The organism is Mycobacterium sp. NTMscope_Eco_3 (assembly GCF_976985685.1).
The window spans coordinates 5,005,645-5,031,624 of sequence record NZ_CDRJYZ010000001.1; the positions used below are offsets into that span (position 1 = coordinate 5,005,645).

At 67.3% G+C, this 25,980-nt stretch carries 26 protein-coding genes and 1 pseudogene; 12 read left to right on the forward strand and 15 right to left on the reverse strand.

Going from position 1 to position 25,980, the window contains the following annotated elements; all coding sequences use genetic code 11:
* Positions 1 to 6 precede the first annotated feature (6 nt).
* Together AC0KTM_RS23230 and AC0KTM_RS23235 are read left to right on the forward strand one after the other, a co-directional pair.
* Positions 7 to 1,374: a PPE family protein gene (locus AC0KTM_RS23230; RefSeq protein ID WP_472416789.1), complete on the forward strand. Its 1,368-nt coding sequence runs from the start codon at positions 7 to 9 to the stop codon at positions 1,372 to 1,374.
* Between the two features lie 32 nt (positions 1,375 to 1,406).
* Positions 1,407 to 1,757, forward strand: coding sequence for a DUF732 domain-containing protein (locus AC0KTM_RS23235; RefSeq protein WP_225329809.1), 351 nt, complete (start codon positions 1,407 to 1,409; stop codon positions 1,755 to 1,757).
* A 23-nt stretch (positions 1,758 to 1,780) separates the two neighbouring features.
* On the opposite strand, the gene AC0KTM_RS23240 is transcribed toward AC0KTM_RS23235, so the two are convergent.
* Complete coding sequence (locus AC0KTM_RS23240; RefSeq protein ID WP_472416791.1) at positions 1,781 to 2,935, reverse strand: NAD-dependent formate dehydrogenase; 1,155 nt, start codon at positions 2,933 to 2,935, stop codon at positions 1,781 to 1,783.
* A 109-nt stretch (positions 2,936 to 3,044) separates the two neighbouring features.
* A complete protein-coding gene (locus AC0KTM_RS23245; RefSeq protein ID WP_238957068.1) occupies positions 3,045 to 3,956 on the reverse strand; it encodes a LysR family transcriptional regulator in 912 nt (303 codons plus the stop codon).
* Between the two features lie 88 nt (positions 3,957 to 4,044).
* Between AC0KTM_RS23245 and AC0KTM_RS23250 the strand changes: the two genes are divergently transcribed.
* Both AC0KTM_RS23250 and AC0KTM_RS23255 read left to right on the forward strand, forming a co-directional pair.
* Complete coding sequence (locus AC0KTM_RS23250) at positions 4,045 to 4,257, forward strand: hypervirulence associated TUDOR domain-containing protein (RefSeq protein ID WP_238957069.1); 213 nt, start codon at positions 4,045 to 4,047, stop codon at positions 4,255 to 4,257.
* Positions 4,258 to 4,275: 18 nt separating this feature from the next.
* The gene (locus AC0KTM_RS23255) at positions 4,276 to 4,833 is read left to right on the forward strand and encodes a DUF488 domain-containing protein (RefSeq protein WP_238957070.1); all 558 of its coding nucleotides are present in this window, start codon (positions 4,276 to 4,278) and stop codon (positions 4,831 to 4,833) included.
* A gap of 45 nt (positions 4,834 to 4,878) precedes the next feature.
* Here AC0KTM_RS23255 and AC0KTM_RS23260 read toward each other — a convergent pair whose 3' ends face one another.
* Positions 4,879 to 5,583 (reverse strand): helix-turn-helix transcriptional regulator, encoded by a 705-nt coding sequence (locus AC0KTM_RS23260; protein WP_238957071.1) that lies wholly within the window; start codon positions 5,581 to 5,583, stop codon positions 4,879 to 4,881.
* A gap of 200 nt (positions 5,584 to 5,783) precedes the next feature.
* On the opposite strand from AC0KTM_RS23260, the gene AC0KTM_RS23265 reads away from it, so the two are divergent.
* Together AC0KTM_RS23265 and AC0KTM_RS23270 are read left to right on the forward strand one after the other, a co-directional pair.
* The gene (locus tag AC0KTM_RS23265) at positions 5,784 to 6,188 is read left to right on the forward strand and encodes a hypothetical protein (RefSeq protein ID WP_472416793.1); all 405 of its coding nucleotides are present in this window, start codon (positions 5,784 to 5,786) and stop codon (positions 6,186 to 6,188) included.
* A 16-nt stretch (positions 6,189 to 6,204) separates the two neighbouring features.
* Positions 6,205 to 6,480, forward strand: coding sequence for a UsfY protein (locus tag AC0KTM_RS23270; protein WP_472416795.1), 276 nt, complete (start codon positions 6,205 to 6,207; stop codon positions 6,478 to 6,480).
* A 48-nt stretch (positions 6,481 to 6,528) separates the two neighbouring features.
* On the opposite strand, the gene AC0KTM_RS23275 is transcribed toward AC0KTM_RS23270, so the two are convergent.
* Both AC0KTM_RS23275 and AC0KTM_RS23280 read right to left on the reverse strand, forming a co-directional pair.
* Complete coding sequence (locus AC0KTM_RS23275; RefSeq protein WP_472416797.1) at positions 6,529 to 7,002, reverse strand: DUF309 domain-containing protein; 474 nt, start codon at positions 7,000 to 7,002, stop codon at positions 6,529 to 6,531.
* A 53-nt stretch (positions 7,003 to 7,055) separates the two neighbouring features.
* Positions 7,056 to 8,702: an acetolactate synthase large subunit gene (locus AC0KTM_RS23280; RefSeq protein ID WP_238957075.1), complete on the reverse strand. Its 1,647-nt coding sequence runs from the start codon at positions 8,700 to 8,702 to the stop codon at positions 7,056 to 7,058.
* 81 nt (positions 8,703 to 8,783) lie between these two features.
* Between AC0KTM_RS23280 and AC0KTM_RS23285 the strand changes: the two genes are divergently transcribed.
* Positions 8,784 to 10,160, forward strand: coding sequence for an NADP-dependent succinic semialdehyde dehydrogenase (locus AC0KTM_RS23285; protein WP_225329819.1), 1,377 nt, complete (start codon positions 8,784 to 8,786; stop codon positions 10,158 to 10,160).
* Between the two features lie 96 nt (positions 10,161 to 10,256).
* Here the strand turns inward: AC0KTM_RS23285 and AC0KTM_RS23290 are convergent, their stop codons facing one another.
* The 5 genes from AC0KTM_RS23290 to AC0KTM_RS23310 form a co-directional block, all read right to left on the reverse strand.
* Positions 10,257 to 11,192, reverse strand: coding sequence for a R2-like ligand-binding oxidase (locus AC0KTM_RS23290; RefSeq protein ID WP_225329820.1), 936 nt, complete (start codon positions 11,190 to 11,192; stop codon positions 10,257 to 10,259).
* Entirely contained in the window at positions 11,189 to 11,884 is a 696-nt protein-coding gene (locus AC0KTM_RS23295; protein WP_472417539.1) for a TetR/AcrR family transcriptional regulator, read from the reverse strand. Before AC0KTM_RS23295 ends, AC0KTM_RS23290 begins: the two co-directional genes overlap by 4 nt.
* A 65-nt stretch (positions 11,885 to 11,949) precedes the next feature.
* Entirely contained in the window at positions 11,950 to 13,659 is a 1,710-nt protein-coding gene (locus AC0KTM_RS23300; protein WP_472416799.1) for an acyl-CoA dehydrogenase, read from the reverse strand.
* 104 nt (positions 13,660 to 13,763) lie between these two features.
* Positions 13,764 to 15,623: a glycoside hydrolase family 15 protein gene (locus AC0KTM_RS23305; RefSeq protein WP_472416801.1), complete on the reverse strand. Its 1,860-nt coding sequence runs from the start codon at positions 15,621 to 15,623 to the stop codon at positions 13,764 to 13,766.
* Positions 15,620 to 16,555 (reverse strand): DUF5996 family protein, encoded by a 936-nt coding sequence (locus AC0KTM_RS23310; protein ID WP_472416802.1) that lies wholly within the window; start codon positions 16,553 to 16,555, stop codon positions 15,620 to 15,622. The genes AC0KTM_RS23305 and AC0KTM_RS23310 overlap by 4 nt, the downstream gene beginning before the upstream one ends.
* A 170-nt stretch (positions 16,556 to 16,725) precedes the next feature.
* Between AC0KTM_RS23310 and AC0KTM_RS23315 the strand changes: the two genes are divergently transcribed.
* The 3 genes from AC0KTM_RS23315 to AC0KTM_RS23325 are packed head-to-tail and all read left to right on the forward strand — an operon-like array spanning position 16,726 to position 19,713.
* Positions 16,726 to 17,706, forward strand: a complete 981-nt coding sequence (locus AC0KTM_RS23315) for a phosphotriesterase-related protein (protein WP_225329824.1) — start codon at positions 16,726 to 16,728, stop codon at positions 17,704 to 17,706.
* Positions 17,699 to 19,180 carry an AMP-binding protein gene (locus tag AC0KTM_RS23320; protein WP_472416804.1) on the forward strand — a complete coding sequence of 494 codons (1,482 nt, stop codon included), beginning with the start codon at positions 17,699 to 17,701 and terminating at the stop codon, positions 19,178 to 19,180. Before AC0KTM_RS23315 ends, AC0KTM_RS23320 begins: the two co-directional genes overlap by 8 nt.
* Positions 19,181 to 19,236: 56 nt before the next feature.
* Positions 19,237 to 19,713 carry a type III secretion system chaperone family protein gene (locus tag AC0KTM_RS23325; RefSeq protein ID WP_472416806.1) on the forward strand — a complete coding sequence of 159 codons (477 nt, stop codon included), beginning with the start codon at positions 19,237 to 19,239 and terminating at the stop codon, positions 19,711 to 19,713.
* A 199-nt stretch (positions 19,714 to 19,912) separates the two neighbouring features.
* Here AC0KTM_RS23325 and AC0KTM_RS23330 read toward each other — a convergent pair whose 3' ends face one another.
* The 3 genes and pseudogenes from AC0KTM_RS23330 to AC0KTM_RS23340 all read right to left on the reverse strand — a co-directional run.
* The gene (locus tag AC0KTM_RS23330) at positions 19,913 to 20,773 is read right to left on the reverse strand and encodes an LLM class flavin-dependent oxidoreductase (protein ID WP_225329827.1); all 861 of its coding nucleotides are present in this window, start codon (positions 20,771 to 20,773) and stop codon (positions 19,913 to 19,915) included.
* Positions 20,774 to 20,786: 13 nt separating this feature from the next.
* The gene (locus AC0KTM_RS23335; protein ID WP_472416808.1) at positions 20,787 to 21,335 is read right to left on the reverse strand and encodes an SDR family NAD(P)-dependent oxidoreductase; all 549 of its coding nucleotides are present in this window, start codon (positions 21,333 to 21,335) and stop codon (positions 20,787 to 20,789) included.
* Positions 21,336 to 21,448: 113 nt separating this feature from the next.
* Positions 21,449 to 21,532 (reverse strand): annotated as a pseudogene (locus AC0KTM_RS23340) (oxidoreductase); the annotation flags it as partial.
* Between the two features lie 99 nt (positions 21,533 to 21,631).
* Here AC0KTM_RS23340 and AC0KTM_RS23345 point away from each other — a divergent pair.
* Positions 21,632 to 22,642 carry an Lrp/AsnC family transcriptional regulator gene (locus AC0KTM_RS23345; protein WP_425326363.1) on the forward strand — a complete coding sequence of 337 codons (1,011 nt, stop codon included), beginning with the start codon at positions 21,632 to 21,634 and terminating at the stop codon, positions 22,640 to 22,642.
* 334 nt (positions 22,643 to 22,976) lie between these two features.
* Complete coding sequence (locus AC0KTM_RS23350; RefSeq protein ID WP_472416810.1) at positions 22,977 to 23,999, forward strand: methyltransferase; 1,023 nt, start codon at positions 22,977 to 22,979, stop codon at positions 23,997 to 23,999.
* A 111-nt stretch (positions 24,000 to 24,110) separates the two neighbouring features.
* Here the strand turns inward: AC0KTM_RS23350 and AC0KTM_RS23355 are convergent, their stop codons facing one another.
* Positions 24,111 to 24,554: a hypothetical protein gene (locus AC0KTM_RS23355; protein WP_238957085.1), complete on the reverse strand. Its 444-nt coding sequence runs from the start codon at positions 24,552 to 24,554 to the stop codon at positions 24,111 to 24,113.
* 110 nt (positions 24,555 to 24,664) lie between these two features.
* On the reverse strand, positions 24,665 to 25,837 hold the full coding sequence (locus AC0KTM_RS23360; protein ID WP_238957086.1) for an acyltransferase family protein: 1,173 nt from the start codon (positions 25,835 to 25,837) through the stop codon (positions 24,665 to 24,667).
* Positions 25,838 to 25,980: the final 143 nt, after the last annotated feature.

Consider the following 25,980-nt stretch of genomic DNA (forward strand, 5'->3'; position numbering starts at 1 on the left):
ACGGCCATGGTTTTCGCCGATTTCGCAGCGCTGCCACCCGAGGTCATCTCCACCCAGCTCTACGCCGGCCCCGGCGCAGCACCCATGCTGGCCGCCGCTGCCGCGTGGGGAGCACTCGCCGCCGAATTACATTCCACCGCATCCTCATACGGCGCGGTGATCTCCGAACTCACCACCGAGTGGCAGGGCCCGTCCTCGACCTCCATGGCAGCCGCGGCCGCACCCTATGTGGGCTGGATCTCGACCACCGCGGGCCTGGCCGAGCAGACCGCCGCCCACGCCCAAGCCGCCGCCACCGCCTATGAGGCCGCGCTGGCCTGCGTCGTCCCCCCGGCGCTGATCGCCGCCAACCGCACCCAGCTCGCAGGCCTGCAGGCAACCAACCTGTTGGGGCAAAACGGCGCGGCGATCGCGGCCACCGAAGCCCAATACGCCCAGATGTGGTCCCAAAACGTCACCGCGATGTTCGGCTACGCCAGCTCCTCGCAGGCCGCCGGGGAGCTGACCCCCTTCGAGCAGGCACCCGCTGTCAGCAAGGACACCGGGACGGCGCAGGCAACCACCACAGCCGCCGCGGCCTCGAGCACCTCGTCGTCGTGGATGCAACAACTGCAGGACTACATCAACTCACTGACCACCGGATACACCCAATCATGGCAGCAGCTGATCGAAGGCATGACCGGCAGCAAGGAGATCGCGCCGCTATGGGAGGCGCTGTTTTCCAGCGTCAAGGGCATCGGCGGGCAGGCCACCTGGACCAACGTCGTCGGCGCCAGCGGCGGGCTGGGCGTCTCGGAATGGAAGGGCGCCTTCGTCTATGCCCCCTGGAGCGCCGGCATGCCCAAAGCATCGTTGGGTGCCGGTCTGGCCTCACCCGCAGGTCTTGGCGCCGGCATCCCGGTGCGGCCCGTGTCCGCGGTGCTGGGCAGCGCACCCACCGTGGGAAAGCTGTCGGTGCCCTCGAGCTGGGCCAGCGCCGCCCCCGCCATCCGGCTGGCCTCCACCGCCCTACCGGCCACCACCACCACCGCCGCGGCCGCCGCGGCCGGTTTTCCCGCCGAGCTGGTCAACGACGCCACCCTGGGCAGCCTGGCCGGCGGCGCACTGGGCGGGCCCGCCGCCCGCATCATCAACACCACCACCGCCATCCACACCCGTGCGATCACCGGCCAACGCCGCACCCAACCAGTCAAACTCGACCGCATCATCGCCCAACTACAACAAATGCCCGACCAGGTACAGCACTGGAACGTCGACGAAGCCGGCCTCGACGACCTGGTCGCCCAACTACGAACCACACCCGGCGTGCACGCCGTGCACGTCAACGACGAACCCGCACCCGCGGCCGCACAACCCGAACCCCAGCTCGGCTAACCACCACCTTGCAACGCACCGAAGGAGGCTTCATGAAATGGCTGCTCGCGCTGCTCGGCGTATCGATAGGCATCACCATCGCGGCACCGGCACACGCCACCCCCGGCGAAGACGAGCCGCCCGCCGATGACAACAACGGATCCTTCCTGTCCGACCTGCACACCGTCGGCATCAGCTTCAAAGATCCCAGCCAAGCCGTCGCCGCGGGAAAATCCGTGTGCGCCATGATCACCCGCGGCGTATCCGGACTACAACTCCTCACCGACATCCGCGACAACAACCCCGCCCTGACCACCAGCGGCGCCGCCCAATTCGCCACCATATCGGCCAAAGCCTACTGCCCAGGACAACTCGAAGAAAGCAAGGGCAAAGGCGGGGGCTGAGCGCCAACTGCAGATGCCCGCGACTACTTCTGGTAGGACAGCGCCCCGGTGCCCGCGAGCTTGCCGCCCTCGACGATCAGGTACTCCGGACGGATGGGCGTGCCGGCGAACCAGCTTTCCAGGATCTCCCGGGTGCCGGCCGCGTAGCGCGCCTGCGCCGACAGGGTTGTCCCCGAAACATGCGGCGTCATCGCGTTATTCGGCATCGTCCGCCACGGATGGTCGGCCGGTGGGGGCTGCGGAAACCACACGTCGCCGGCGTAGCCCCCGAGCTGCCCGCTGCGCAGCGCGTCGGCGATCGCTTCCGGGACGGTCTCCTCGGCGCGGGCGGTGTTGACGATGTAGGAGCCGCGCCGCATCGTCGAGATCAGCTTCTCGTCGAACATCGCGCGGGTGTCCGCGTACAGCGGCGAGTGGATCGAGACCACGTCGACCGCCCGCACCAGCTCCTGCACCGTCGGATGGAACGTCACGTTCAGTTCCTTCTCGACGTCCGGCGCCAGCCGGCGGGTGTCGGTGTAGTGCAGGTTGACGTCGAACGGCGCCAGTCGGCGCAGCACCGCACGCCCGATCCGTCCGGCGGCGATCACGCCCACGTCCATGCCCTCGAGGTCATAGGCACGCTCGACGCAATCGGCGATGTTCCAGCCGCCTTCGGCGGCCCACCGGTGTGACGGGACGAAATTGCGTACCAGCGCCAGGATCTGCATCACCGCGTGCTCGGCGACGCTGATGCTGTTGCTGTAGGTCACCTCGGCCACGGTGATGCCGCGCTCCTTCGCCGCATCCAGGTCCACGTGGTCCGAGCCGATGCCGGCGGTCAACGCCAGCCTGAGCTTGGGCGCCTTGGCAATGCGCTCCTTGGTCAGGTAGGCCGGCCAAAATGGTTGCGAGATCACGATTTCGGCGTCGGGCAATGCGCGTTCGAACTCCGAGTCGGGGCCGTCCTTATCGGATGTCACCACCAGTTCGTGCCCCGCGTCTTCGAAGAACTTGCGCAGGCCGAGGGCGCCCGACACGCAGCCGAGGAGCTCACCGGGGGTGAAGTCGATCTTCGACGGGGTCGGCACGGTGCTGCCGTCGGGGTAGCCGTGGATCGTCGGGATGCTGTCCCGCGCGTAGGCTGGCGGGTATCCGTCGACGGGGTCGGGGTAGAGCACCATCACACACTTGGCCATTGAATTCTCCTTAACTGGCGATCAACCCCAGTCTCTCGGCGCGGCCACGGGCTGTCCAAGACGCGATTCCGACCGGCTGATAGGCGGCGCCGATCAACGGAGGCGGCGGCTAGGGCTGCTCGGAGAGCGTGGCGCCGATGCGGGCCCCGCGCGCGGTCCGTCGCAGCGCGCGGGCCAGCAACGAGCCCGGCTCGGCCCGGTTGGTGACCAGCGCGATCAGCGAGGTGACCGAGGGCCGCCGCAGCCGCAGCACTTGTGCGCCGGCGGGGACGCCCAGGGTGTGAATCCACGGTTGCGGCACGATGCTCGCCCACCGGCCCGTGCGCACGTGCGCGAATAACGCTGCCACGGAGTCGGTTTCCAGCTGCGGCGTCACCTGGAGGTCGTGGGTGGCCAACGCGTCGTCGATGACCCGGCGCCCACGCATGCCCTGGGTCAGCAGACATAGCGGCAGCTGCACGGCGTCCGACCACGCGATGGTGTCCGATTCGCCGCCCAGCAGGTCCGCGGCGGCGATGAGCACCGGCTGTTCGTGGTAGAGCGGGGTGACCAGCAGGTCGGCCGTGTCCTGTTGGTCCGGATAGAGGATGCCGGCGTCCAATTCGAACTTGCGGACCCGTTCCACAATGCCGGCCGAACGCAGATTGACCTCGAGCCGGACCCGCACCAGCGGATGCGCGGCACAGAACGGATCCGTAAGCAGCGCAACGGTGGTCGAGGCCGCCGGGACCACCCCGAGCCGCAGCTCACCGGTCAGCCCGGCCTGCAACGCGGTCACCTCCCGCTTGAGCGCGTCGCGGTCCGCGAGGATGCGCCGCGCCCAGGGCACCAGCCGTTCGCCCTCGGGGGTGAGGCCTTCGAACCGCTGCCCCCGCCGCACCAGCGGGACGTTGAGTTCGGATTCGAGCTTGCGGATGGCCTCCGACAGCGCGGGCTGCGACACGTAGCACGCCCGCGCGGCACGCGCGAAGTGGCGCTCTTGCGCGAGCGCGACGAAGTACTCCAGCTGACGAAACAGCATGCGCCCATTCGACCACGTGGACGGTTACTCGTCGTCGTGGTGGGGGAACCCACGGAACCAACCGCAACGCACGCAAAGGAGGCGCACGGTGGCGAAACACTTCGAGGTCGGCGACCACGTCCGATGGAACTCGGAAGCGGGTCACGTCAGCGGCATCATCGTCAAGAAGCACACCAGCGACACCGAGTACAAAGGCCACAAGCGGCACTGCACGAAAGATGACCCGCAATACGAGATCAGAAGCGACAAAACCGACCACGTCGCGATGCACAAGGGCGACGCCCTGGAGAAGATCGACTAGGACGAGCGCGACGCAATCATGAGCGACGAGGGCGAGATCTGGACCATCGGACACTGGACGTGCCCGGTGCCGACCTTCTTGGAACCCCTGGATGACGCCCGCATCGACCTGCTCGTCGACGTGCGTGCCCAGCCCGGCTCGCGCCGAAACCCCCAGTTCGGAAGTGCGGAGATGTCGCGCTGGCTCCACGACGCCGGCATCGGCTACCTCCACCTTCCCGAGCTCGGGGGGCGGCGCCGTCGGCAAAGCGTCGATCCCGCCATCAACGCGGGCTGGGAAAACGCGAGCTTCAAGAACTACGCCGACTACACCCTCACCGACGAATACCAGCGCGTACTCGCCGAACTGGTCACCCTCGCCCGCGCTAACCGGGTGGCGATCATGTGCGGCGAACCCATGCCGTGGCGATGCCATCGACAATTGATCGCGAACAGCCTTGTCGCCCAAGGCTGGACGGTATGGCACCTCATCAGCGGATCCGCCCCGCGCCAGCATCGGCTCGGCCAATGGGGCGCCACACCCGTCGTCGACGAGCACAACCGCGTGACGTACCCCGCCGACGCCGACAATTCCTGAACGGCGCACTGACACAACGGGTTTGGCACTCCGCGGCGCCGTGAGCTAGTCAGCGCTTGGCGCGACCACGACACAACACCGGCCCGGGGTCGGTTGCAGCCGGGCATCCAGGCAATGCGGGGTCATCGCGTCCACCATCCCGTTGATCAGCGCGTGATTCATGCCGCAGGCCAATTCGGTCTGTTCCTGAGCCAGCGCATGGAATGGGCAGTTGACCAGATACACGCCGTCGTCGTCGTGACCCGGTTCATAGCCATACTCTCGCAACAACCGTGCCACAAACTTGAGCGCCGCGCGCACGCCGGCCGGCGGCCGTCGGGCAGCGCTGAGCGCGCGATCCGCGATGCTGCGGCCGTAGTCGTGGGCGTTGCGGTGCAACACCTCCACGACGGGCGCCCCGCTCTGCTGGGATTGGACGATGGCCTGACCCATCAGCCGCCCGGCCAACTCGTACTGACGTTGCGGCAAACTGACGGCGATGTCGCGGCGGACACGTCGATACAGCTTCGAGGTGCGCCCCGCTCCGGGGCCAGTCCGGCCCGTCAACCGGGCGTAGTCACATTCCAGCAGGCCCTCGGCCGTCAGCCGGTCCAGATGAAACTTCGCCTGATGCCGGGCAATTCCCACCACTTCGGCCGCCTGATCACGGCTCACCGGTCCGGGCTGCGAACACACAAACTGATACAGCTCGTAGCGCACCGGGTCGGCGAGGGCGCCGATCCCGGCGGCATCGCGTTGCAGTTGGTCCATCGCGCCTACTTCTCGATCACAACAGCCTTGACGTTACAGCCAATGGTTTCTAAAGTTTAATTACTTATCTGTTAGTTTTCAGGAGCCGCCATGGTCACCTTGCCCACCAGCGCCGCCCGCATCAAACACTGTGACGATCAGGCTACCCGCGCGCATCGCCGGCCACGATGCGATATCGCCCTAGGAAAGCCTTCGGTGTCGTGAAGCACTTCGTGCTCCGAACCGCCGCGCGGTCGGCCACGTGGACAGTCGGTTTGGCGTTGGCGGCCAGGACTGTTCCCCACGTCGTGCTGACGGCATCGGGCCTCATCGTCGCCGTGGTGTTTTTCTCGATCACACAGACCACCCTGTCGGTGAAGATCTTGAAACTGCCTCGTGGATATGCGTCGCTGCTGCTGGGATGCACCGGCCTGACCCTGACCCTGTGCGCGATGAGCCTTGCATCGGTGTCGACGCACGGACTGCGCATCTACGGCGGCGCGTCCTGGCTCGCCGCGACGGTCATGGTCTGGCTCGTGACGACGATCGGCGCGATCCTGCTGTTCGACGTCTACCTTCCGCGTGATATCGGCTCCCCCAAAGCCGCCGAGTCACTAGGGAATTGACCGACGAAAGGGAGCCATGGGAGACACACACCACGATCCGACGGATCGACACCGGACCGCACATCCTCGCGCCGGGCTCACCATGAAAGAGAACTTCTTTTGGCCCGGGTTCATGCTGCTGGGCGTGGCATTGTCCGGCATTATCGCGAGCTTGGCGGTCGCCGCCTACCACCATTACGAATGGCTCACCACGATGGCGATCATCGCGCTACTCGCCACCGTCGCCGCAACCTTGTGGTTCGTGGTGGAACTTCGGCGGGTCACCCTCTTGGAGGATCAACAAGACTGGTAATGGGGACGCGCTACCGCGGGCACCAATCCTGTTGGAATAGTGGGTATTTCAAACCACCAGGCGGGGCCGCAGCCGCGCCGGGGCGATATCTACCCCGGCGGCAAGGTCGGCGATCAGCGCGTCGGCGAAGTCCACCAGCCCGGCGGCATCAATGGCGTGCGGCGACGGCCGATCCCCCTGCGCAAGATGGGCGGAGGCGCGGCTAAGCAACGTGGTTGCACCCTTGCGGTTGCCCCGCTGGGCGTGGGTGATCCCCACCGCGAGCTGCGTCAGGCCTTGCCACAGTGCCTGCTCGTCGGCCGGACCGTTCTTCCAGGCGGCCTCGAGCACCTCGTGAGCGTTGAATGCGAGGCCTCGGTCCAGTAGATCCTGGGCATAGGCGAGCGTCTCGGCCGGCGCCAGCACCAGGTCGTCCGGAACGCGCGGCACGCCGTCGCTGCCCGGCGGAAGTGGCCGGCCCAGGGCGTCGCGCGGTCGGGCGCTTCGTGGCCGACCCGATTCGTCGCGATCACGCTCGGTCATCTATCCATCATCTCAAGCGGCTCGGCGGTCCGATCGCGCAATGGTTTTGAGGATTACAGGGTTTCGTCCAGCTCGCCGAGCCGGTCGGTCAGCCGCAGGTTCTCCGAGTAGTCGACCGGGCAGCTGATCAACGAGACGCCCTCGTCGTCGAGCGCGGCGCGCAACGTCGGCAGCAGCTCGTCGGCATGAGAGATCCGATATCCCTTGGCGCCGAAGCTTTCCGCGTAATTCACCACGTCCGGGTTGTTGAATTTCACGTAGTAGTGCGCCCCGAGTTCGAGATCCATCTTCCATTCGATGAGGCCGTACCCGCCGTCCTCCCAGATCAGCACCACCAGCGGTATCCGCTCCCGGACGGCCGTCTCGATCTCCTGCGAGTTCATCAAGAAGGCGCCATCGCCGACGACGGCCAACACCTTGGACTCCGGCTGTGCCAGCTTGACACCCAGCGCCCCCGGGAGGGCGAAGCTCATGGTGGACAAGCCATTCGAGATCAGGCAGGTGTTCTTCTCGTACGTCGGGTAGAGCCGGGCCATCCACATCTTGGTGGCGCCGGTGTCGACCAGGACGACGTCGCTGCGGCCCAGCGCCGCGCGGGTGTCGGCGACCACCCGCGCCGGCGCCAGCGGGTAGCGCGAATCCTGTTGCCCCCGGGCGAATTCCTCCGCGAGCAGCCCCGACCCGGGCACGTCGGCGGCATGGCTGAAGGTGTGACCGGAGAGCGCGTCGGTGAGCGCGTTCAGCGAATCGCTGATGTCCCCGATGATCCCCACGTCGACCGAGTAGTGCGCGTCGACCTCGGCGGGGAACCGGTGAATATGGATGATCTTCTTGTCGCCCTGCGGGTTGATCCGGACCGGGTCGAATTCCTGCAACTCGTAGCCGACGGCGATGACGACGTCGGCGTTGTCGAACCCGAAGTTGACGTAGTCGTGCCGCATGAAGCCCAGCGTGCCGATGCTGTTGTGGTGGTCGTCGGGCATGACGCCCTTGCCGTGGAAGGTGTTGGCCACCTGGATGCCGAACTCGTCGGAGAAGCGCACCAGGGCTTTGGTGGCGTCGGCGCGCGCGGCGCCGTGCCCGGCCAGCACCACCGGGCGCTTGGCGTTGCGCAGGATTGCGACGGCGCGCTCCACCTGGCGGGGCGCCGGAGCGTCGGGGCGCACGACGTTGCGCGGCAACGGCCCCAGGTCGTAATCCTTCTCGTCGGCGTCGATGTGCTCGGGCACCGCGAGATAGACGGCGGCCGGACGTTCGGACTCGGACAGCTTGAACGCCTTACGCACCATCTCGGGGATGGCGCGCGGGGTCGGGATGCCCGCCGCCCACCGGGTGATCGGGGCGAACATCGACACCAGGTCGACGTACTGGTGCGACTCCTTGAACTCCCGGTCGTGGCCCACCTGCGCGGAGATGGCGACCAGCGGGGTGCTGTTGGTGGTGGCGTCGGCGACACCGAGCTGCATGTTGATCGCGCCGGGCCCCAGGGTGGCCGACACCACCGCCGCCCGGCCGGTGACCCGCCCGTACATCTCGGCCATGAAGGACGCGGCCTGCTCGTGCCGGGTGAGCACGTAGCGGATGCTGGAGGACGCCAGCGCCTGCACGAAGCGGATGTTCTCCTCGCCGGGCACCCCGAACACAACGGAAACACCCTCGTTTTCCAGGCACTTGACGATCAGCTCAGCGGCTTTGCTCATCCGACACCTCCCTTAGGGGAACGATAGTGGCAGGCTAGATGTTGGACTTTTCAGCTACTCATCCGATGAAGGAGGGCCAGCGTGCCCATCGCCACCATTAACCCGGCCACCGGCGAGACGGTGAAGACCTTCACCCCGGCCACCGACCAAGAAGTCGATGCCGCGATCGCCCGTGCCTACGAACGCTTCCTCGACTACCGCCACAACACCACGTTTGCCCAGCGCGCCGGGTGGGCAAACGCCACCGCCGACCTGCTGGAAGCCGAAGCCGACGAAGTCGCCGCCATGATGACGCTGGAGATGGGTAAAACCCTGAAATCGGCCAAGGCCGAGGTGTTGAAGTGCGCCAAGGGGTTTCGCTACTACGCCGAGCACGCCGAGCAGCTGCTCGCCGACGAGCCGGCCGACGCCGAGGCGGTGGGCGCGAAGAAGGCCTACATCCGTTATCAACCGCTCGGCGTGGTGCTGGCCGTGATGCCGTGGAACTTCCCGCTCTGGCAGGCCGTGCGGTTCGCCGCGCCGGCGCTGATGGCCGGCAACGTCGGGATCCTCAAGCACGCCTCCAACGTCCCGCAGAGCGCGCTGTACCTTTCCGACGTCATCACCCGCGGCGGCTTCCCCGAGGGCTGCTTCCAGACCCTGTTGGTCTCCTCCAGCGCCGTCGAGCGCATCCTGCGCGATCCGCGCGTCGCGGCGGCCACCCTGACCGGTAGCGAGCCGGCCGGCCAGTCGGTGGCGGCCATCGCCGGCGACGAGATCAAACCGACGGTGCTCGAGCTCGGCGGCAGCGACCCGTTCATCGTGATGCCCTCGGCGGACCTGGACGAGGCCGCCAAGACCGCGGTCACCGCCCGGGTGCAGAACAACGGCCAATCCTGCATCGCCGCAAAGCGGTTCATCGTCCACACCGACATCTACGACAAGTTCGTCGACAAGTTCACCGAGCGCATGCAGGCGCTCACCGTCGGCGACCCGACCGACCCCGACACCGACGTGGGCCCGCTGGCCACCGAGTCGGGCCGCGACGAGATCGCCAAGCAGGTCGACGACGCCGCCGCCGCGGGCGCCACCATCCGCCTCGGCGGCAAGCCCATCGACGGGCCGGGCTGGTTCTACCCGCCGACGGTGGTCACCGACATCACCAAGGACATGGCCCTCTACACCGAAGAGGTGTTCGGCCCCGTCGCGTCGATGTACCGGGCGGCCGACATCGACGAGGCCATCGAGATCGCCAACGCCACCACGTTCGGCCTGGGATCCAACGCCTGGACCAACGACGAGGCCGAGCAGCAGCGCTTCATCGACGACATCGAGGCCGGCCAGGTCTTCATCAACGGGATGACGGTGTCCTACCCCGAGCTGGGCTTCGGCGGCGTCAAACGATCCGGCTACGGACGCGAGCTCGCGGGCCTGGGCATCCGCGCGTTCGTCAACGCCAAGACCGTCTGGGTCGGCTAGGCGAGGCCCGGACGCCGCTGGCTTGCCGAGCAGACGCAGAATCGCACAAACTCGGCCTTCGGCCTGCGATTCTGCGTCCGCTCGCGCAGGCGAGTACTAGACACTGGCCAGCGCCTTCTCGTCCTCGTCGGCGAACGTGTCCTCGAGCTGCAGCGGCGAGTAGTCCAGGTCGATCTCGGCGAGCGGCCGGCCGCGGGCGCTGGAGATGGTGCCGAACCGTCGCATCCCCTTGTCGGAGGCGTAGGCCATGAACTCGTCCACCGACAGGCCGAAGGGCATCGGGTCGTAGAGCGCGAAGCCCTCCTCGATCAGCCGCAGCCCGAGCGGCATCAGTTCGTTCATGCGCGTTTCGAAGACGCCCCAGTTGGCGTCGTCGGCGGCCACGTGGCGACGGCAGGTGAAGGTGCCCCACGCCATGTGGCGGCGCTCGTCGTCGCCGATGCGCCGCACCAGCTCCTGCATGCCGGGCAGGATGCCGCGCTCCACGCAGATCTTGTGCCAGCCGAAGTAGCCGGTCAGCGCCAGCATGCCTTCGACCATGTGGTTGTAGGTGACCGACGCCCGCACCTGGGCGGCCGGCGACGGATCGAGCGTCAGCGCGTTCAGGCACTCGGGCAGCTCCTCGTAGAAGATCGTCCGGTAGGTCGGGACGTCGTCGAGGAAGTAGTGCAGGTCCTCGGTGACGCCGACGGCGTCGAGCCACATGCGGAACACCGCGACGTGCTTGGCTTCCTCGAAGGCGAACTGCGTCAGATACATCTCGTCGCCCAGCCGGCCTTCGGCGCGCATCGCGGCCATGAACGGCTGGATGTCCTGGGTCACCGATTCCTCGCCGGCGATGAACTCGGCGCACAGCCGGGTCGCATAGCTGCGTTCGTCGTCGGTGAGCCGTTCCCAGTCCTCGCGGTCGCGGGAGAAGTCGATGTCGGCCGGATTCCAGAATTTCGCGTTGCCTCCCGCAAACAGCTTGAGGGGCAAGCTATCCCAGTTGAGGCCGCCCTCGGCCATCGAGGCGATTCGGGTGCGATTCATGTGACCTCCTCAGGTCGTTTTGGGGCGGAGCCGACCGGCGGGGTTTTTGGCGCGGCCGCGAACGCGGCCGCCAGCACCGCGACGAGACGGCGCACCGCCAGCGCCGGCTGCTCGGGGGTGGGCTCGTCGAGGCCGAGGATCGGATCCAACCCGCGCATGTAGGGCGCCAGCGCCAGGTGCGGAAAGATCAACAGCAGCAACGACAACAGCGCGTCGGTGTCCGACTCGGCGCGCAGGTCGCCGCGTACGTGCGCGTCGCGGACCAGCGGGCGCATCACTTCCAGGTAGTGGCGGTGGATGACGTTCTGCACGCTGACGCGGGCCTCGGTGTCGACTTCCAGGGTCGCCGCGGCGTGCAGCGCGCGCTCGTGCGGGTGGTCGGCGAAGTAGGCCACCCAGGCGTCGAGCCAGTCGGTCAGGAACTCGAAGAACGGCCGGCTCGGGTCTAGTTCGCGGATGCGGCCTTCCATGTAGGCCCGCACCCGCTGGCTGGCGATGTCGGCGATGAACGCGTACAGGTCGCGCTTGTCGGCGAAGTACTGGAAAAGGCTGCCCTTGGCGACCCCCGCGCGGCGCGCGATGACGTTGAGGCTGCCGCGGGAGAAGCCGTGCGCCCCGAATTCCGCCTCCGCGGCCTCGATGATCGCGGCGCGTCGAGCCGGGTCGACGCGCGCCCAGGTGACCGTCGGCAATGGCGCCTCCTCGATCGAATGACCACTGGTCATCCTACTGTGAGGAACGTCACAGTCAAGGGGGGCTAGGGGCGCATCCGGTAGGCGCCGCTGAGCGGAAGGACGTGCTCCTTCCAAATCTGGTCGTAGCGCGCGGGGTCGTGCGCCGGGCGGCGGATCATCCGCAGCGCGTAGCGCGCCTGCGCGTCCGTCGTGGCGGGCTTGTCGCTCAGCTCCACGGCGTAGGCGTTGAAGTCGCGGACCAGCACGGCGAAGATCTCGTCGAGCAGGCCCTCGTCGACGCCCGACAGCCCGGCCTCCTCGAGGATGAGCTGCGCGTAGGGCACCGTGGCGAACAATTGGCCGACGGCGAACGCGAAGTCGATGTCCTTCTGCTGCACCGCATCCGGGGTGGCGCTGGCCAGCATCTCGGCCAGCACGTCGATCTGTGCGCGCAGCAGCGCGACGTTGGGCAGGTGACCGAAGCTCTCGAACGGCGCGCGCCAGTCGTGGAAGCGCACCTTGCCCAGGCCGCCGGTCGCCCCCTGCGCGAACAGGAAGGTGTCGTCGGCCGCGTCGTCGCGGCGGCCGATCAACGGCAGCGCGTCGTTGGGGGCGAACAGGAAGTTGGGCATGAACTTGCCCAGCAGCCCGATGTTGATGTGGACGGTGCCCTCCAGCCGGGGCAGCAGGCCGATCTCGCGGGCCATGGCCTCGAAGATGGTGTCCTTCTCCACGCCCTTGGCGGCGATCACGTCCCACAGCGCGGTGATGACGCGCTCGCCCTCGCTGGTGATCTTCGCCTTGGTCAGCGGGCTGTAGAGCAGGTAGCGGCGGTCGGTGGCCGAGGCGCTGCGCATGTAGTCGCAGGCCCGGGTGGCGACCAGCCGCATCGCGACCAGCCGCGCGTAGGCGTCGGTGAGCAGCCGTCGCACGTGGGTGAAGTCGGTGACGACGGTGCCGTACAGGATGCGGTTGGACGCGTGGGTGACCGCCTCGTACATCGCGTGGGTACACATGCCGACCGCGCCCCAGCCGAGGTTGTACTTGCAGACGTTGACGGTGTTCAGCGCGGCGTGGAAGGCCTCGGGGCCGCGGTGCAGGATGTCGGCCTCGGTCACCGGGTAGTCGCGCAGCGCGTAGTTGGCGACGTAGTTCTGCGAGTTCACCACGTTCTTGATCAGGTGATAGCGCTCGTGCTGGGAGTCGGCGGCGAAGAACACGTACTCGGCGTCGTTCTTCGACGCGTCGGCGAACTTGCCGAACGTGGAAACCATCCGGGCCACGTTGGCGTTGCCGATGTAGTACTTCTCCCCATTGGCGACCCAGCCCCCGTCCGAGGGCGTCAGGTTCATGTCGGTCTGGTAGACGTCGGCGCCGTGCGTCTGCTCCGACAAGCCGAACGCGAACACCTCACCGGCCTCGAGCAACCCCGCGGCCTTGCGCTTGGCGTCGGAGTTGGCGCTCATCCAGATCGGGCCCAGGCCCAGCGCGGTGACCTGGAACGGGTACCAGTAGTTCAGCCCGTAGAAGCCGACGATCTCGGCGAACGCACTGATCCGGTAGGTGTCCCAGCGGCAATCGGGGGCGCCGTAGGCCGACGGCGTCAGCAGCGACGCGAAGATGCGCTCCCGGCCGATGTGATCCAAATACTCGGAGTACCAGACCCGTTCGTGGTCGTCGGACTTCAACCGGGCCTTGCCCCGGGACTCGAAGAAATCCACGGTCGCCGCCATGATCTCTGCCGAGCGGCGGTCCGGGTACTGGCGTTGCAGGTGATTGGGATTGAGCAACATGGCGGGACTCCCAGCGGTTCTCGACGCAGACGAGGGTGACGGTACTGCAAACCCGCGGCCGCCGGGGGACTTGTGCGCCTGCCCGCGCCCGAGCCGGCGGGCCCTCACGCCTCAGGGGGTGTTGAAGCCGCCGTTTCCGCCTGGGCGATGGCCCAGGCCGCGTTCACCAACCCGATATGACTGAACGCCTGCGGGAAGTTGCCCAGCAACTCGCCGCTGGCGGGATCGACCTCTTCGGCAAGCAGCCCGACGTCATTGCGAAAGCCCGCGGCACGCTCGAATACCTCACGCGCCCGGTCGATTTGGCCCGCGGCCGCCAAGGCCTGCGCCAACCAGAATGTGCACAGCAGAAAGGTGCCTTCACGCCCGGTGAGACCGTCGGCGTTGGTGTCAAGGTCGGTGCGGTAGCGGTAGACCAAGCCGCGGGAGTCGGTGAGCCGGTCGGCGATGGTGTCGATGGTGGCCAGCACGCGCGGGTCGTCCGCGGGGAGGAAACCGACCAGCGGAATCATCAGCGCCGAAGCGTCGAGGCGGTCGCTGCCGAACGCTTGGGTAAACGAATTGACGTCGTCGCTCCACCCTCGAGCGAGGATCTGCTCGCGGATCTCGTCGGCGGTCTTTTGCCAGCCCTCCACCCGGTCGCCGGCACGGAGGCGCTCGGCCATGGCGATGGCCCGGTCGAGCGCGACCCAGCACATCAGCTTGGAATAGAGGAAGTGCTGCGGAGAGCCACGCACCTCCCAGATCCCCGAATCGGGTTCTGTCCATCGCCGCGCCGCGGCGTCGGCGCAGGCGATGAGGAAGTCCCGCCCGCTGGTGGCCCGCGGGCTGTCCGGATCGAGCTGCTCGATGAGCCGGTGCGCCGCGCCGAGCAGCTCGCCATAGACGTCGATTTGCCGTTGTTTCCACGCGTCGTTGCCCACTCGCACCGGGCGGCTGTCGCGCCAGCCGCTGAGATGACCGAGCTCGCGTTCGGACAGGTCGTGTTCGCCGCCGACGCCGAACATGATCTGCAATTGTTCGTCCGCACGTAGTTGCCCTGCAGAGCTGACCGCGAGGTAGTCGAAGAACTCCTCCGCTTCGTCGGGACAGGCGGCTACCCACAGTGCCTCCAGAGTGAGGCTGGCATCGCGGACCCAGGCATAGCGGTAATCCCAGTTGCGTTGCCCCCCAACCTCTTCCGGAAGTGAGGTGGTCGGCGCGGCCACGACCGCCCAGGTCGGCTGATAGGTCAGCGCCTGCAGGACCCGTCCACTGTGGTGCACGAGGTCGCTCCACGGCCCGTCGTAGCTCTGGTGGGTCTGCGACCACGACCGCCACGCGTCGATCGTCGCCTCGAGCGCCCCCTCGAGGTCGCCCGCCGAGACGGGTACCGGGAGCGGCTCAGAGGTGGTGCGGTGCAGGAGGCCGAGGGCGGTCCGCTCACCTTCATGCAGCAGGAACCGTCCGGACACAGCCGAGTCGGCGGCGTCGAGCGGCGTCGGGCAGCACAGGCGCAGGACGTCGGCGCCGCCGCGCACCATGACCCCGCCCTCGGCCGACGACATCAGCGGCGTGACCACTCCGTACTCCGGGCGCGGCGCGAACTCGACGGCCACCTCGACCTCGCCCGCCGTGCAGACCAAGGAGCGCACCAGCATTCGGGGCGCCGCGGCGCCTAGTCGATGGGGGTCGCTCGCGGCGCCGGTCGCCAGGGCATCGCGCAGCACCAGAGTGCCGCCGGCAGTGGTGAAAGTCGTCTCCAACACCATCGTGGTGTCCAGGTAGCGACGGCTGGTCTCGGCGTTCGGGTCGGCCGGCCCCACCACGAAACACCCGGCGTCATCGTCGAGCAGTCGCCCGAACACCGATGGTGAGTCAAACCGCGGCATGCACAGCCAGTCGACCGATCCGCCGCGACTGACCAGCGCGGCGGTATGACGATCCGAGAGCAGCGCATAGTCCGCGATCGGCGTGGTGCTCACGGGCTCTGCCACCGGTCGGGATCGCCCTCCAAGGCACCGCGATCCCAGCGGCCGAGGTCCGCGGCGGCCGCGTAAGTCGTTTGCAGGAACCGCAGTAAATCACCGTCGGGGTCCTCGGCGGTGCGCACCGCCTCGTAGGGCAAGACGAATTCTCCGTGGTCTTCACTGAAGTGCGCCGCCGCAGGCGCGATCGGGTAATCGGCGAAGCCGTCCGGTTGCGGGTAGGCGTAGGAATAGAAGGCGCCTTCCTCGCCGCCGCCGGGCCAGAAGCCACAGCTGCTCAACTCGTGTGAATAACCCTCGACCATCACCCAGTCGCCGCAGTTGGGTGCGCCGCCGGGGTGTTTGGGTGCCGGCCTCCCGGAAAATCGGGTGCATGCCAGATCCATTGCCCCCCAAAAGAAATGCACAGGGCTCACCTTGCCGACGAACGACGCGCGGAACTGACTGATCACCCGGTTCGCCTGCAGGAGCTGCTGCCAGAACCGACGCGCGGCGTCGGGGTCATAGGATGCGTGCTGATAGTCGTCGGCGAACCGGATGGCCGGATCCACCTCGTTGGGGCTGGCGTTGATGCGTGTCGCGACCCCCAAATCGTCCAAGGCCGACATGGTTTCGTCGTAGAACTCCGCCACCGGTTTGGCCGTCAACGGCACGGATCCTTGCCCCCCGTCGCTGTGACGGATCCGCAGCACGCTGTCGATGACGTCGAATTCCATATCGAACACCCCGGTTTCGTGGGGTATCGCGCCCGTGGTCAATCCACACGGGCTCACGTACAGCGTTACCTGCCACCAGTGGTTGACCATCGGCATGCGGACCATGCGGATCTTGCCGACGATCTGCGTCCACATGTGCAGGGTTTCGCGGGTTGGCGTCCAGTCGTCGACCCGTAGCGACGGCCACCGATCGGTCCCGGTCGCGGCGTCCATGTCGGCTCCTCTCGTAAACGGCTCAGTCCGCGGGTACCCGCCGCGGTGGCCCCGCTACCAGAACGGGAGACGCGCCATACCCACTGGTACGGCCGGTGTACGAAAGATGCGCAAAGGTAACGTCCTCGAACTCGTCGAATTCAGGTCGCTGGAGCTCTAGCATCGGATGCGTGTCGCGACTGAATACCGCACGTGGATCGATCGATACCGGCGACCTCGGCGTCACGCTCATGCATGAGCACGTCTTCATCATGACCACCGAGATCGCCGAGAACTATCCCGAAGCCTGGGGCGACGAGGAACGGCGGGTGGCCGACGCCATCGACAGGCTCAACGAGCTCAAGTCCCGCGGCGTGGACACCATCGTCGACCTCACCGTGATCGGCCTGGGCCGCTACATCCCGCGGATCGCCCGGGTCGCGGCGGCGACCGAGCTGAATATCGTTGTGGCGACCGGGCTTTACACCTACAACGACGTGCCCTTCCGGTTCCACTACGAGGGCCCAGGCGGGATGCTGGGCGGCCCCGAGATCATGACCGAGATGTTCGTCCGCGACATCGAGCAGGGTATCGCCGACACCGGCATCAAGGCCGGAATCCTCAAGTGCGCCACCGACGAGCCCGGCATCACCCCCGGCGTCGAGCGGGTGCTGCGCGCCGTCGCCCAGGCGCACAAACGCACCGGGGTGCCGATCTCCACGCACACCCATGCCGGCCTGCGGCGCGGCCTCGAGCAGCAACGCATCTTCGAGGAGGAGGGCGTCGACCTGACCCGGGTGGTCATCGGGCATTCCGGCGACAGCACCGACATCGGCTATCTCGAAGAGCTCATCGCCGCCGGTTCGTATTTGGGCATGGACCGGTTCGGCCTCGACGTGATCTCGCCGTTCGAGGAGCGGGTGAGGATCGTGGCGGAGATGTGCGAGCGCGGGCACGCCGACAGGATGGTGCTCTCCCACGACGCCAACTGCTACTTCGACGCGCTCCCCGAAGAGCTGGTGCCGCAGATGGCCCCGAACTGGCATTACCTGCACATCCACAACGACGTCATCCCCGCGCTCAAGGAGCGCGGCGTCACCGACGAGCAGCTGCACACCATGCTGGTCGACAACCCGCGCCGCATCTTCGAGCGTCAGGGCGGTTATGAGTGAGCCGGCCCCGCCGATCGGCACCCAGATTTCGCAGCTTGCCCAACTCGCTCCCGACGAGCCGGCCGTCACCTGCGACGGCCTGACCCTGACCCGCGCCGAGCTCGACCGCTCGACGAATCGGTTGGCCCGGGCCTACGCCGAGCGCGGCGTGGGTATCGGCGACTACGTGACCATGGTGCTGCCGAACTCGGTCGAGTGGATCCAGGCCGCCGTGGCCTGCTGGAAGCTGGGCGCGGTCCCGCAGCCGCTGTCCGCGCGCCTGCCGGCCGCCGAGTTGGCGGGCCTGCTCGAATTGCGGCCGCCGGCCCTGTTGGTCGGGCGTGAGCATCACGAATTCCCTAGCGTTCCAATCGGTTTCACCCCCGACGACACGTTGTCGGACGGCCCGCTGCCGGAAGCGGTGTCACCGGTGTGGAAGGCGATGGGATCCGGGGGCAGTACCGGGCGCCCCAAGCTGATCGAATCCGGCGGCGACAGCCGCATACCCCCGCTGATCGGCTATCCGCTGGGCGCGCAGGAGGGCGACACCACGTTGGTGCCGGTGCCGCTGAGCCACAACACCGGCTTCACCACCGCCACCATCGCGCTGCTGATGCGCCATCACCTGGTGCTGATGAGCCGGTTCGACCCGGTTCAGTTCCTCCGGCTGATCACCGATCACCGCGTCACGTTCCTGACCACGGTGCCGACGATCATGCAGCGGACGCTGCCGGTCTATCACGCCGACCCCGGCTCCTACGACCTCTCGTCGCTGCGGCGGTTCTGGCACCTGGGGGCGCCGTGCCCGCCGGCCATCAAGCAGGCGTGGATCGACCTGCTGGGCGCGGAAAAGGTCTGGGAACTCTACGGCGGCACCGAATTACAAGCGCTGACCTTCATCTCCGGTGACCAGTGGCTGGCGCACCGCGGTTCGGTGGGCGTGGTGGTCGCCGGGGAGATGAAGGTGCTCGACGACGACGGCAACCCGTGCCCGCCCGGCGTGGTCGGCGAAATCTACATGCGGCCCGGGCCCGACAGCGCGCCCACCTACCGCTACGTCGGCGCGACGGCGAAAAGCCGCGACGGCTGGGACTCGCTGGGCGACCTCGGCTACTTCGACGACGACGGCTTCCTGTACCTGTCGGACCGGCGGGTCGACATGTTCACCGTCGGCGGCCGCAACGTCTACCCCGCCGAGATCGAGAACGCGCTGTCGGCGCACCCGGACGTGTTGTCCTGTCTGGTCGTCGGCGTCCCGCACGGGGATCTGGGCCAGGTGCCCTACGCCCTGGTGCACACGGCCGGCGGCGCCGCACTGGATTCCGCTGGCGTGCAGGCGTTCCTGCGCGAACACCTGGCCGCTTACAAGGTGCCGCCCGCCCCCGACTTCGTCGAATTCGTCGACACCCCGCTGCGCGACGACGCCGGCAAGGCCCGCCGGTCGGCGGTGCGGGACCAGATCCTGCAGCGGCTGGAGACCGCCGAGGCCGGCTGACCCGCCACCGTTCGCGCGCCAAGAATTCTCCAAGCCCCAGGCGCCATCGTGACGTCATGCAGATCGAGCCATTGAGCACCGAGCTGATCGAGCGCTACCTCACGTCGCGCGGGCTGCGATTTTTCCGCAGCGACGACGGCGAGGAGTTCCTGGTGCTCTCCAGCTACGAGCGCGGCAAGTTGCACGTGATCCTGCGGATCAACGGTTTACGGCGCGACCTGTTGGAGATCTCCATCAGCCCCGCGGCGTACTACCCGGCCGGCGAACGCCCGCGCCTGATGGAACTGGTCAACGACTGGAACCGGGACACCCACTGGCCCAAGGCGTTTGTGCGCGAGACCGCGCGGCCCGACCACGTCAGCGTCGTCGGCGAGAACGCCTACCTGCTCAGTGACGGCATCCACTTCGAAGCGCTGGGTCACCTCGTCAAATCCGCCGTCGAGTACGGGGCGGATCTGTTCGCCAAGATCGAGCAGACTGTCCGCCTGCCGTCCGCGGACGCGCTCGAAGAGTGGATGGACCGCACCGGCTAGGACACGCGATCGCGTGAGGCGGTGACAGCAGCGGCGGAGACGCCTGCGGGAAAATTGTCCAGACGTGCAGATCGGGTGTGTTTCAGAGCTATCGGTGGCGTTGGATGAATCCGGAGCCCGGACAGCAGCAGTACGGGCGGGTCGGCCGGATCCCCATGTGTCTGGTGGTAGAGCGAAATGCCCTGTGTATCAACAACGGTCATCGCAGCACCGCTTCTGCAAGGCGGTCGACCTGCGCGATATCGGCGACGCAGGGGTGGAACACCAGGCCGTCGAAGCCCAGGTTGCGGTAGGCGCGCACGGTCTCGGCCGCCTCGTCGCCGGAGGTGAGCATGTCAGCGACGTTGAGCGCGGCGTACTCGGGTTTGAAGCCGTAGTAGTTCTGCAGGTGGGCACGGCCGGCTGCGACGGTGCCGGCGTCTCCGAGGGCGAAGTTGACACTGGCCTGCAACCGCGGGCGGCCAACCCGCCCCGCCTCTGCCCACGCCGCGCGCACCCGGTCGGCGAGCACGGACTGGTTGGGGTAATCGCGCAGCGCTCCGGCGGACCAGCCGTCACCGATCGTCGCCGCACGGCGGATCGTCGCGTCTACCCGTCCGCCGAACAGGATCGGAACGCGCACCTGTGCTGCGCTGAGTGCCCTGTCCCCCGTCACGGCCTTGGCCCCACACGCGTCGCGCAACACTGCCACGGTCTCGTCGAGAATGCGCCCGCGGCGTCGATAGTCCACGCCGGCAGCCGTGTAGTCGTCGGGCCTGCTCCCGATACCCAGGCCGAGGGTGAGTCGGCCTCCGGAGGCATCGGCGAGAGACGTGACTTGTTTGGCCAACAGCGCCGCGGGATACAGCGGGGCGAGCAGCACATTGGTCAACAAGTCGATCTGGGAGGTCGCGCCCGCGGCCACTGAGAGCGCGACGATCGAGTCCTGGCTTTCGTAGACCAACCGGTCGATCGCGGCCACCCCGCCGAAGCCGCGCTCCTCGGCGTGGCGGGCCCACTGTGCGGTCAAATGACCGGGCGCGTGGGCGATATGGCTGGGCAGTCCGATTGTTATCTGCATGTTCAGTACTCCTCTAGGGGTTTACGGCGTCGAAGACGTCGTCGTAGCGGCCGTCGTGGGCGGCGCAGCGCACCTGCTTAGCGGCGTCGACGACGATCTCGGCAGCGTCGGGTTCACCGCGCAACAGCGAAACTGCTTCGGCGACACAGGAATCCAATGTCATCGCAGTAGCACTGCGGTTTTGGCCGGCCAGCATGTCGGTGTCGACTTGCGGCGGGATGATCTCGATCACCTGAACCGGGGTTCCGCGCAATTGCCGGCGCAGCGACTCGGTGTAGGCGTGCAGACCGGCTTTGGTTGCCGAGTAAGTCGGTGCGGCCGCTTTGGGCACGAATGCCAGGGCGGACGTGACGTTGACGATGGCGGGATTCGGTTGCCCGAGCAGTCTGGGTAGTAGCGCCGCGGTGAGCCGCATCGGTCCGAGCAGGTTGACCGCCACCGTGGTTGCGGCGATCTCGGCCAGGTTTGCCTCGCCGGCCAGCAGGTCCTCGGCGTGCATGACGCCCGCGTTGTTGACCAGGACGTTGAGCCCGGGGTGGCGATCGGCAAGTTCGGCGGCCAACCGCGCGATGCTGTCGGGACTGGCCAGATCAAGGAGTAGTCGACGCCCGGGTTGGCGTCGGCGACGGCCTGCAGCGAGTCGCCGCGGCGCCCGGCGATCACGACCTGATTGCCCGCTTGATGCAGAGCCTCGGCCAGCCCGCGACCGATTCCGCTGCCGCCGCCGGTGATCAGCATCGTGTTGTCCGTCAGGTTCATGGGCTCCAGGCTGGCAGCGCCGGCCCCGGAACATCATCTGTTCTGCCGATATCGTTGAGAAATCCTCATCTGCGCCAGCCAGGACGGATACTTCTCGTCGTGAGAGACGATTTGGACGCACAGATTCTTGATGCCCTGCAGCTTGCGCCCCGCGTGTCTTTTCGGCGCATCGCCGCCGTGGTCGGGGCCTCTGAGCAAACGGTTGCCCGGCGCTATCACCGACTGCGCCGCAACGGCGTGGTTCGCGTTGTCGGGCTGGAAAACCGCTGGGTAGACCGCGAAGCGAGCTGGGTGTGCCGGTTGCGGTCCGCGCCCGACCGGATACCACAGCTGGCCGACGCGCTGGTGCGCCGCCCGGACGTCTCTCACGCCAACGTGCTGGCGGGATGGACCGATTTGGTGTGCGTCGTGCGCGCGCCGCTCGGCGACAGCCGCGAGGATGTTCTGCTGCAGCTACTGCCGCGAACCGCCTCGATCATCGACATCAGCATCGATCTGCTGCTTCATTCGTTCGGGCAACCCGCCACGGCGCGGTGGACCGGCTACGGCCGCAGACTTTCCGATCAGCAAGCTGAACAGATCTTGGCCGAGCGCACCGATCAGCCGCGCAGCGATCAACGTTCCCTGCCCTCCGCCGAGGATCGCCCGATCCTGGAGGCGCTCGCCGAGGACGGCCGGGCACCGCAGGCGAAGCTCGCCGCACGGACTGGCTGGTCGGTGGCACGAGTGAGCCGGCGGATCGCGGCGCTGGAAGCATCCGGAGCATTGCTCTACGACGTCGACGTGTTACCCGAGCGGCTCGGCCACCAGCTCAGCGCCATGCTGTGGCTGACGTTGGCGCCCAAGGACCTGCACCGCGTCGGCGAGCGTATCGCCGCGCATGACCAGATCGCCTTCGCGGGCGCCACGAGTGGATCCAAAAACCTGATGGCCATTGCCATTTGCCGAGACGCCCAAGACCTCTATCGGTACCTCAGCGAGCAACTCGGACAGATCGAGGAGGTCATGGGTTACGAGGTCAACATCCGCACGCAGCGCCTCAAGCAGCACGGATCACTCGTGGCGCACGGACGGCTCATCAATCCCCTTCCCGGCCGCACGACACGCTGAGTTGGGGATTCGATCCGCACCAACGGAACTCAGTGCCTGCGATTGCGGCAGACGCTCGTTGCAACTAGGTGGTGAGGTCAACGCGCGGATCGGTCTCTTGCTCGAGGGTCCATCGCGACCGGTCGTTTGCAATAGACCAGAAATTGTCACCGGCCCCTGGGTTTCTGGGATGCGAGCAGATCGAGCGCGCGAAAATCCTCGAGAAGGAATACTTGTTCCTTCGAATCCTGTAATCACCGGGTATTGGAGAACGATGCCGCCAAAGTCACCGACATCAACCCCGAAATTGCCGCCCGCCCGGGTGGCTCGCGCGGTCGAACGAGTCCGTCATCACGTGGGGCGGCTACACCAGCGGCTGGCGCCTCCCCCGATCACGGTCATCGATCTCATCTTCGGAGCCTTTCTGTCGCAGGCCATCTCGGCGTCCGCGCAACTGGGTATCGCCGACGCGCTGGCTGCGGGCCCGTTGACCAAGGAGGAGCTGGCGGGCCGCATCGGGGCCGACCCGGACAGCGTGGCGCGGCTGATGCGGTTGCTGATCAGCCGCGGCGTGTTCCGCAGGCGCCGCGACGGCCGTTTCGCGCTCAACGCGCTGGCCGATACGTTGCGCACCGATTCGCCGATCTCGACGCGTGGGGCCGCCCTGCTTTTCGGCTCGCCCCAGCACCGGGCGAACTGGACGCGGCTGGCCGACGCGGTGCGCACCGGAGAGCCGAACCCGCCGAAGGTGTTCGGAAAGGACTTCTTCGACTATCTCCGTGACGACCCCGAGTTCGCGGAGATCTTCAACAACGCCATGACCTCCACGTCGTCGGTGCTGGAGGCGGCGGTGGTCGCCGCCTACGACTTCACCCCATTCGGTGTCATCGCCGATATCGGTGGCGGCCACGGTCGGTTGCTCTCGTCGATTCTCGCCGCCGCCCCCGGTGCGCGCGGCGTGCTGTTCGACCTCCCGGAGGCAGTCGAGGGAGCGCCGCCTGTGTTAGCCGCGCACGGTGTCGCCGAGCGAGTCACCATGACGGGCGGGTCGTTCTTCGAAAGCGTGCCGGCCGCTGACGCCTATGTGATGAAGAACGTCATCCACGACTGGCCCGATGACAAGGCCATCGCGATCCTCGGCACCATCAAAGCCGCGGCGCCTCCGGGCGCGAAGCTGCTGCTGCTGGAGATGGTCGTCCCCGATCACGACCGCGAATTCCTCGGCCACTACGCCGATTTGGAGATGCTGGTGCTGGCGGGCGCACTGGAACGCGGCCTCAAGCAGTGGACCGACCTACTCCGGCGGGGCGGCTTCCGGCTGCAGCGCGTGGTGCAGACGGCAGGGCCGCTCTGCGTGATCGAAGCCGTGCCCGCCTAGTGGTGTCCGCCTAGTGGTGTGTCATGCCAATAGCAAACTCATTGTGCGACAGACTTGTTGTGTGAGTGCAGCATTCACACCAGCAGACGTTTACGTGGTCGCTGATGGACGTCAGGCCGCCAACCCGTCGTAGACCTTCTTGTAGTACGACGACAGCAAGCGTGGTCCGACGAACCGCATCATCGCTACAGCGATCATGCCGGTCAGATTCGTTGAGGTCTGTTCCCACACGCCGTGCACGGAACTGCCACCCTCGGGCCTGGGCGTGGCTTCGAGCGTCATGAAGCTGCCCGGCGCCTGCGCATCGCCTTCGACGACCGTCAGTGTGACTGAATTCGGCTTCGCCCAGTCGTAATGCCATCTGGCCGACACCTTCGGAAAGTCTTGGCCCTCGCGGACGTCGGCCTCGGTCTCGCCGACGTGATACACCTCGAACGCCTTGGCCGACAATGCCGGCCAGCGGTGCGGCCGGTTGGGCGAGAAATCGGTCATCAGTTCGATGACCTCATTGGGCGTTGCCGTTGTCACGAAGTCGAATTCGAATCTTGTGCGCACCCGGACGAACGTATCAGCATGCTACCGCCGGTGAACCTGATCCTCGATGCCACAGGGCAGCGACGTTCCACCCGTTCGCGCGCGCTGGAACGGTGGATGGACCGCACCGGCTAGGGTGCGATCGCGTCCGCCTCCGCGTCGACGGCCTGGGCCGCTTCGGCCGGCCTTTCGCGTTTCTCCCAGCGCCGCAAGGCTTCTCGGCAGGGCGACTCGACCAACGCGTAGCTGACCGCGGCGATCGCAAACCCGAAGATCAACGTCAGCACCAACACCGTCGGCATGTTGCCGGTGAACGGGAACGTCCCGACGACCGGGAACACCATGGCCAGCGCGGCCAGGTGCCAGATGAACAGGCCGTAGGACCAGCGGCCCAGGGTGACCATGGCGGTCGTCCCCAAGATCCGGTGCGGCGTGTCCGGCCGGTCCAGCACCAGCGGCGCGACCAACGCGAAGGCGACCAGCGCGCCCATCGCCGTCTTCACCGCGAACTGGGCGGGCGTGCCGGGCACCAGGCCTTCCGGCCCGGCCAGCGGCGACGCCGCGACCAAGTAGGCCGCCGCCGCGACGACGGCCATCACCAGCCGGCGGCGGGCGATGCGGTGCGGGAACCCGACGCCGCTGTGCACCCACTCGGCCAGCAGCATGCCCGCCGCGAACCAGGAGAAGAACGCCGGCGGCCAGTTGAGCGGGTTGACGCCCTCGGCCGCGAGGCCCGGCACCCAGCCCCACGCCCAGCTCAGCGCCCCCAGCCCGGCGATCGCCGGCACCCGCGCGCGCACCGGAAGGCGGCGGGCCAGCAGCGCGAGAACCGGCAACGCCAGATAGAAGCTGACCTCCACGGAAAGGCTCCACATCTGGGTCAGCCCGCCGGTCAGCGTGAGCGGCACATAGATCTGGGTGAGCGTCAGGTTGGCCAGCCACACCGTCAGGCTGGCGTGGTCGGCGTCGGGCAACAGGGTCAGAATCACCACGACCGCCACCACATACGCGGGCATGATGCGCACGACCCTGGACCGCAGATAGTGACCGGTGCGGGGACGGTCACCCAGATCCCTTGCCGCCCCGGCGTGCCCGCGCCACAACAGGAAACCCGACAGCGCGAAGAACACCGCGACGGCGAGGTCGAAACGGCCGAACAGCCGGCCGGAGGCGCCGCTGGAGTGCCCGGTCTGGAAGGCGACGTGGGTGACCACCACGCCCATCGCCGCGCAGGCACGCATGCCCTCCACCGCCGGCAGGAAGCTGCGCACCCCACCCACCCGCTGGTCGCCGCTCACCACCACAGTGTGCCTGTGCTGGGTTGCCCGACGAATGGGTACACCCGAAGGACCGCCCGCACGAGCATCAGGTTCGTAAGCCGCCGCCTTACATTCTGCTGTTAGGGTCAAACGAGTTTGCCCGGCTGCTCGCTCGGGTCGGGTCGCGG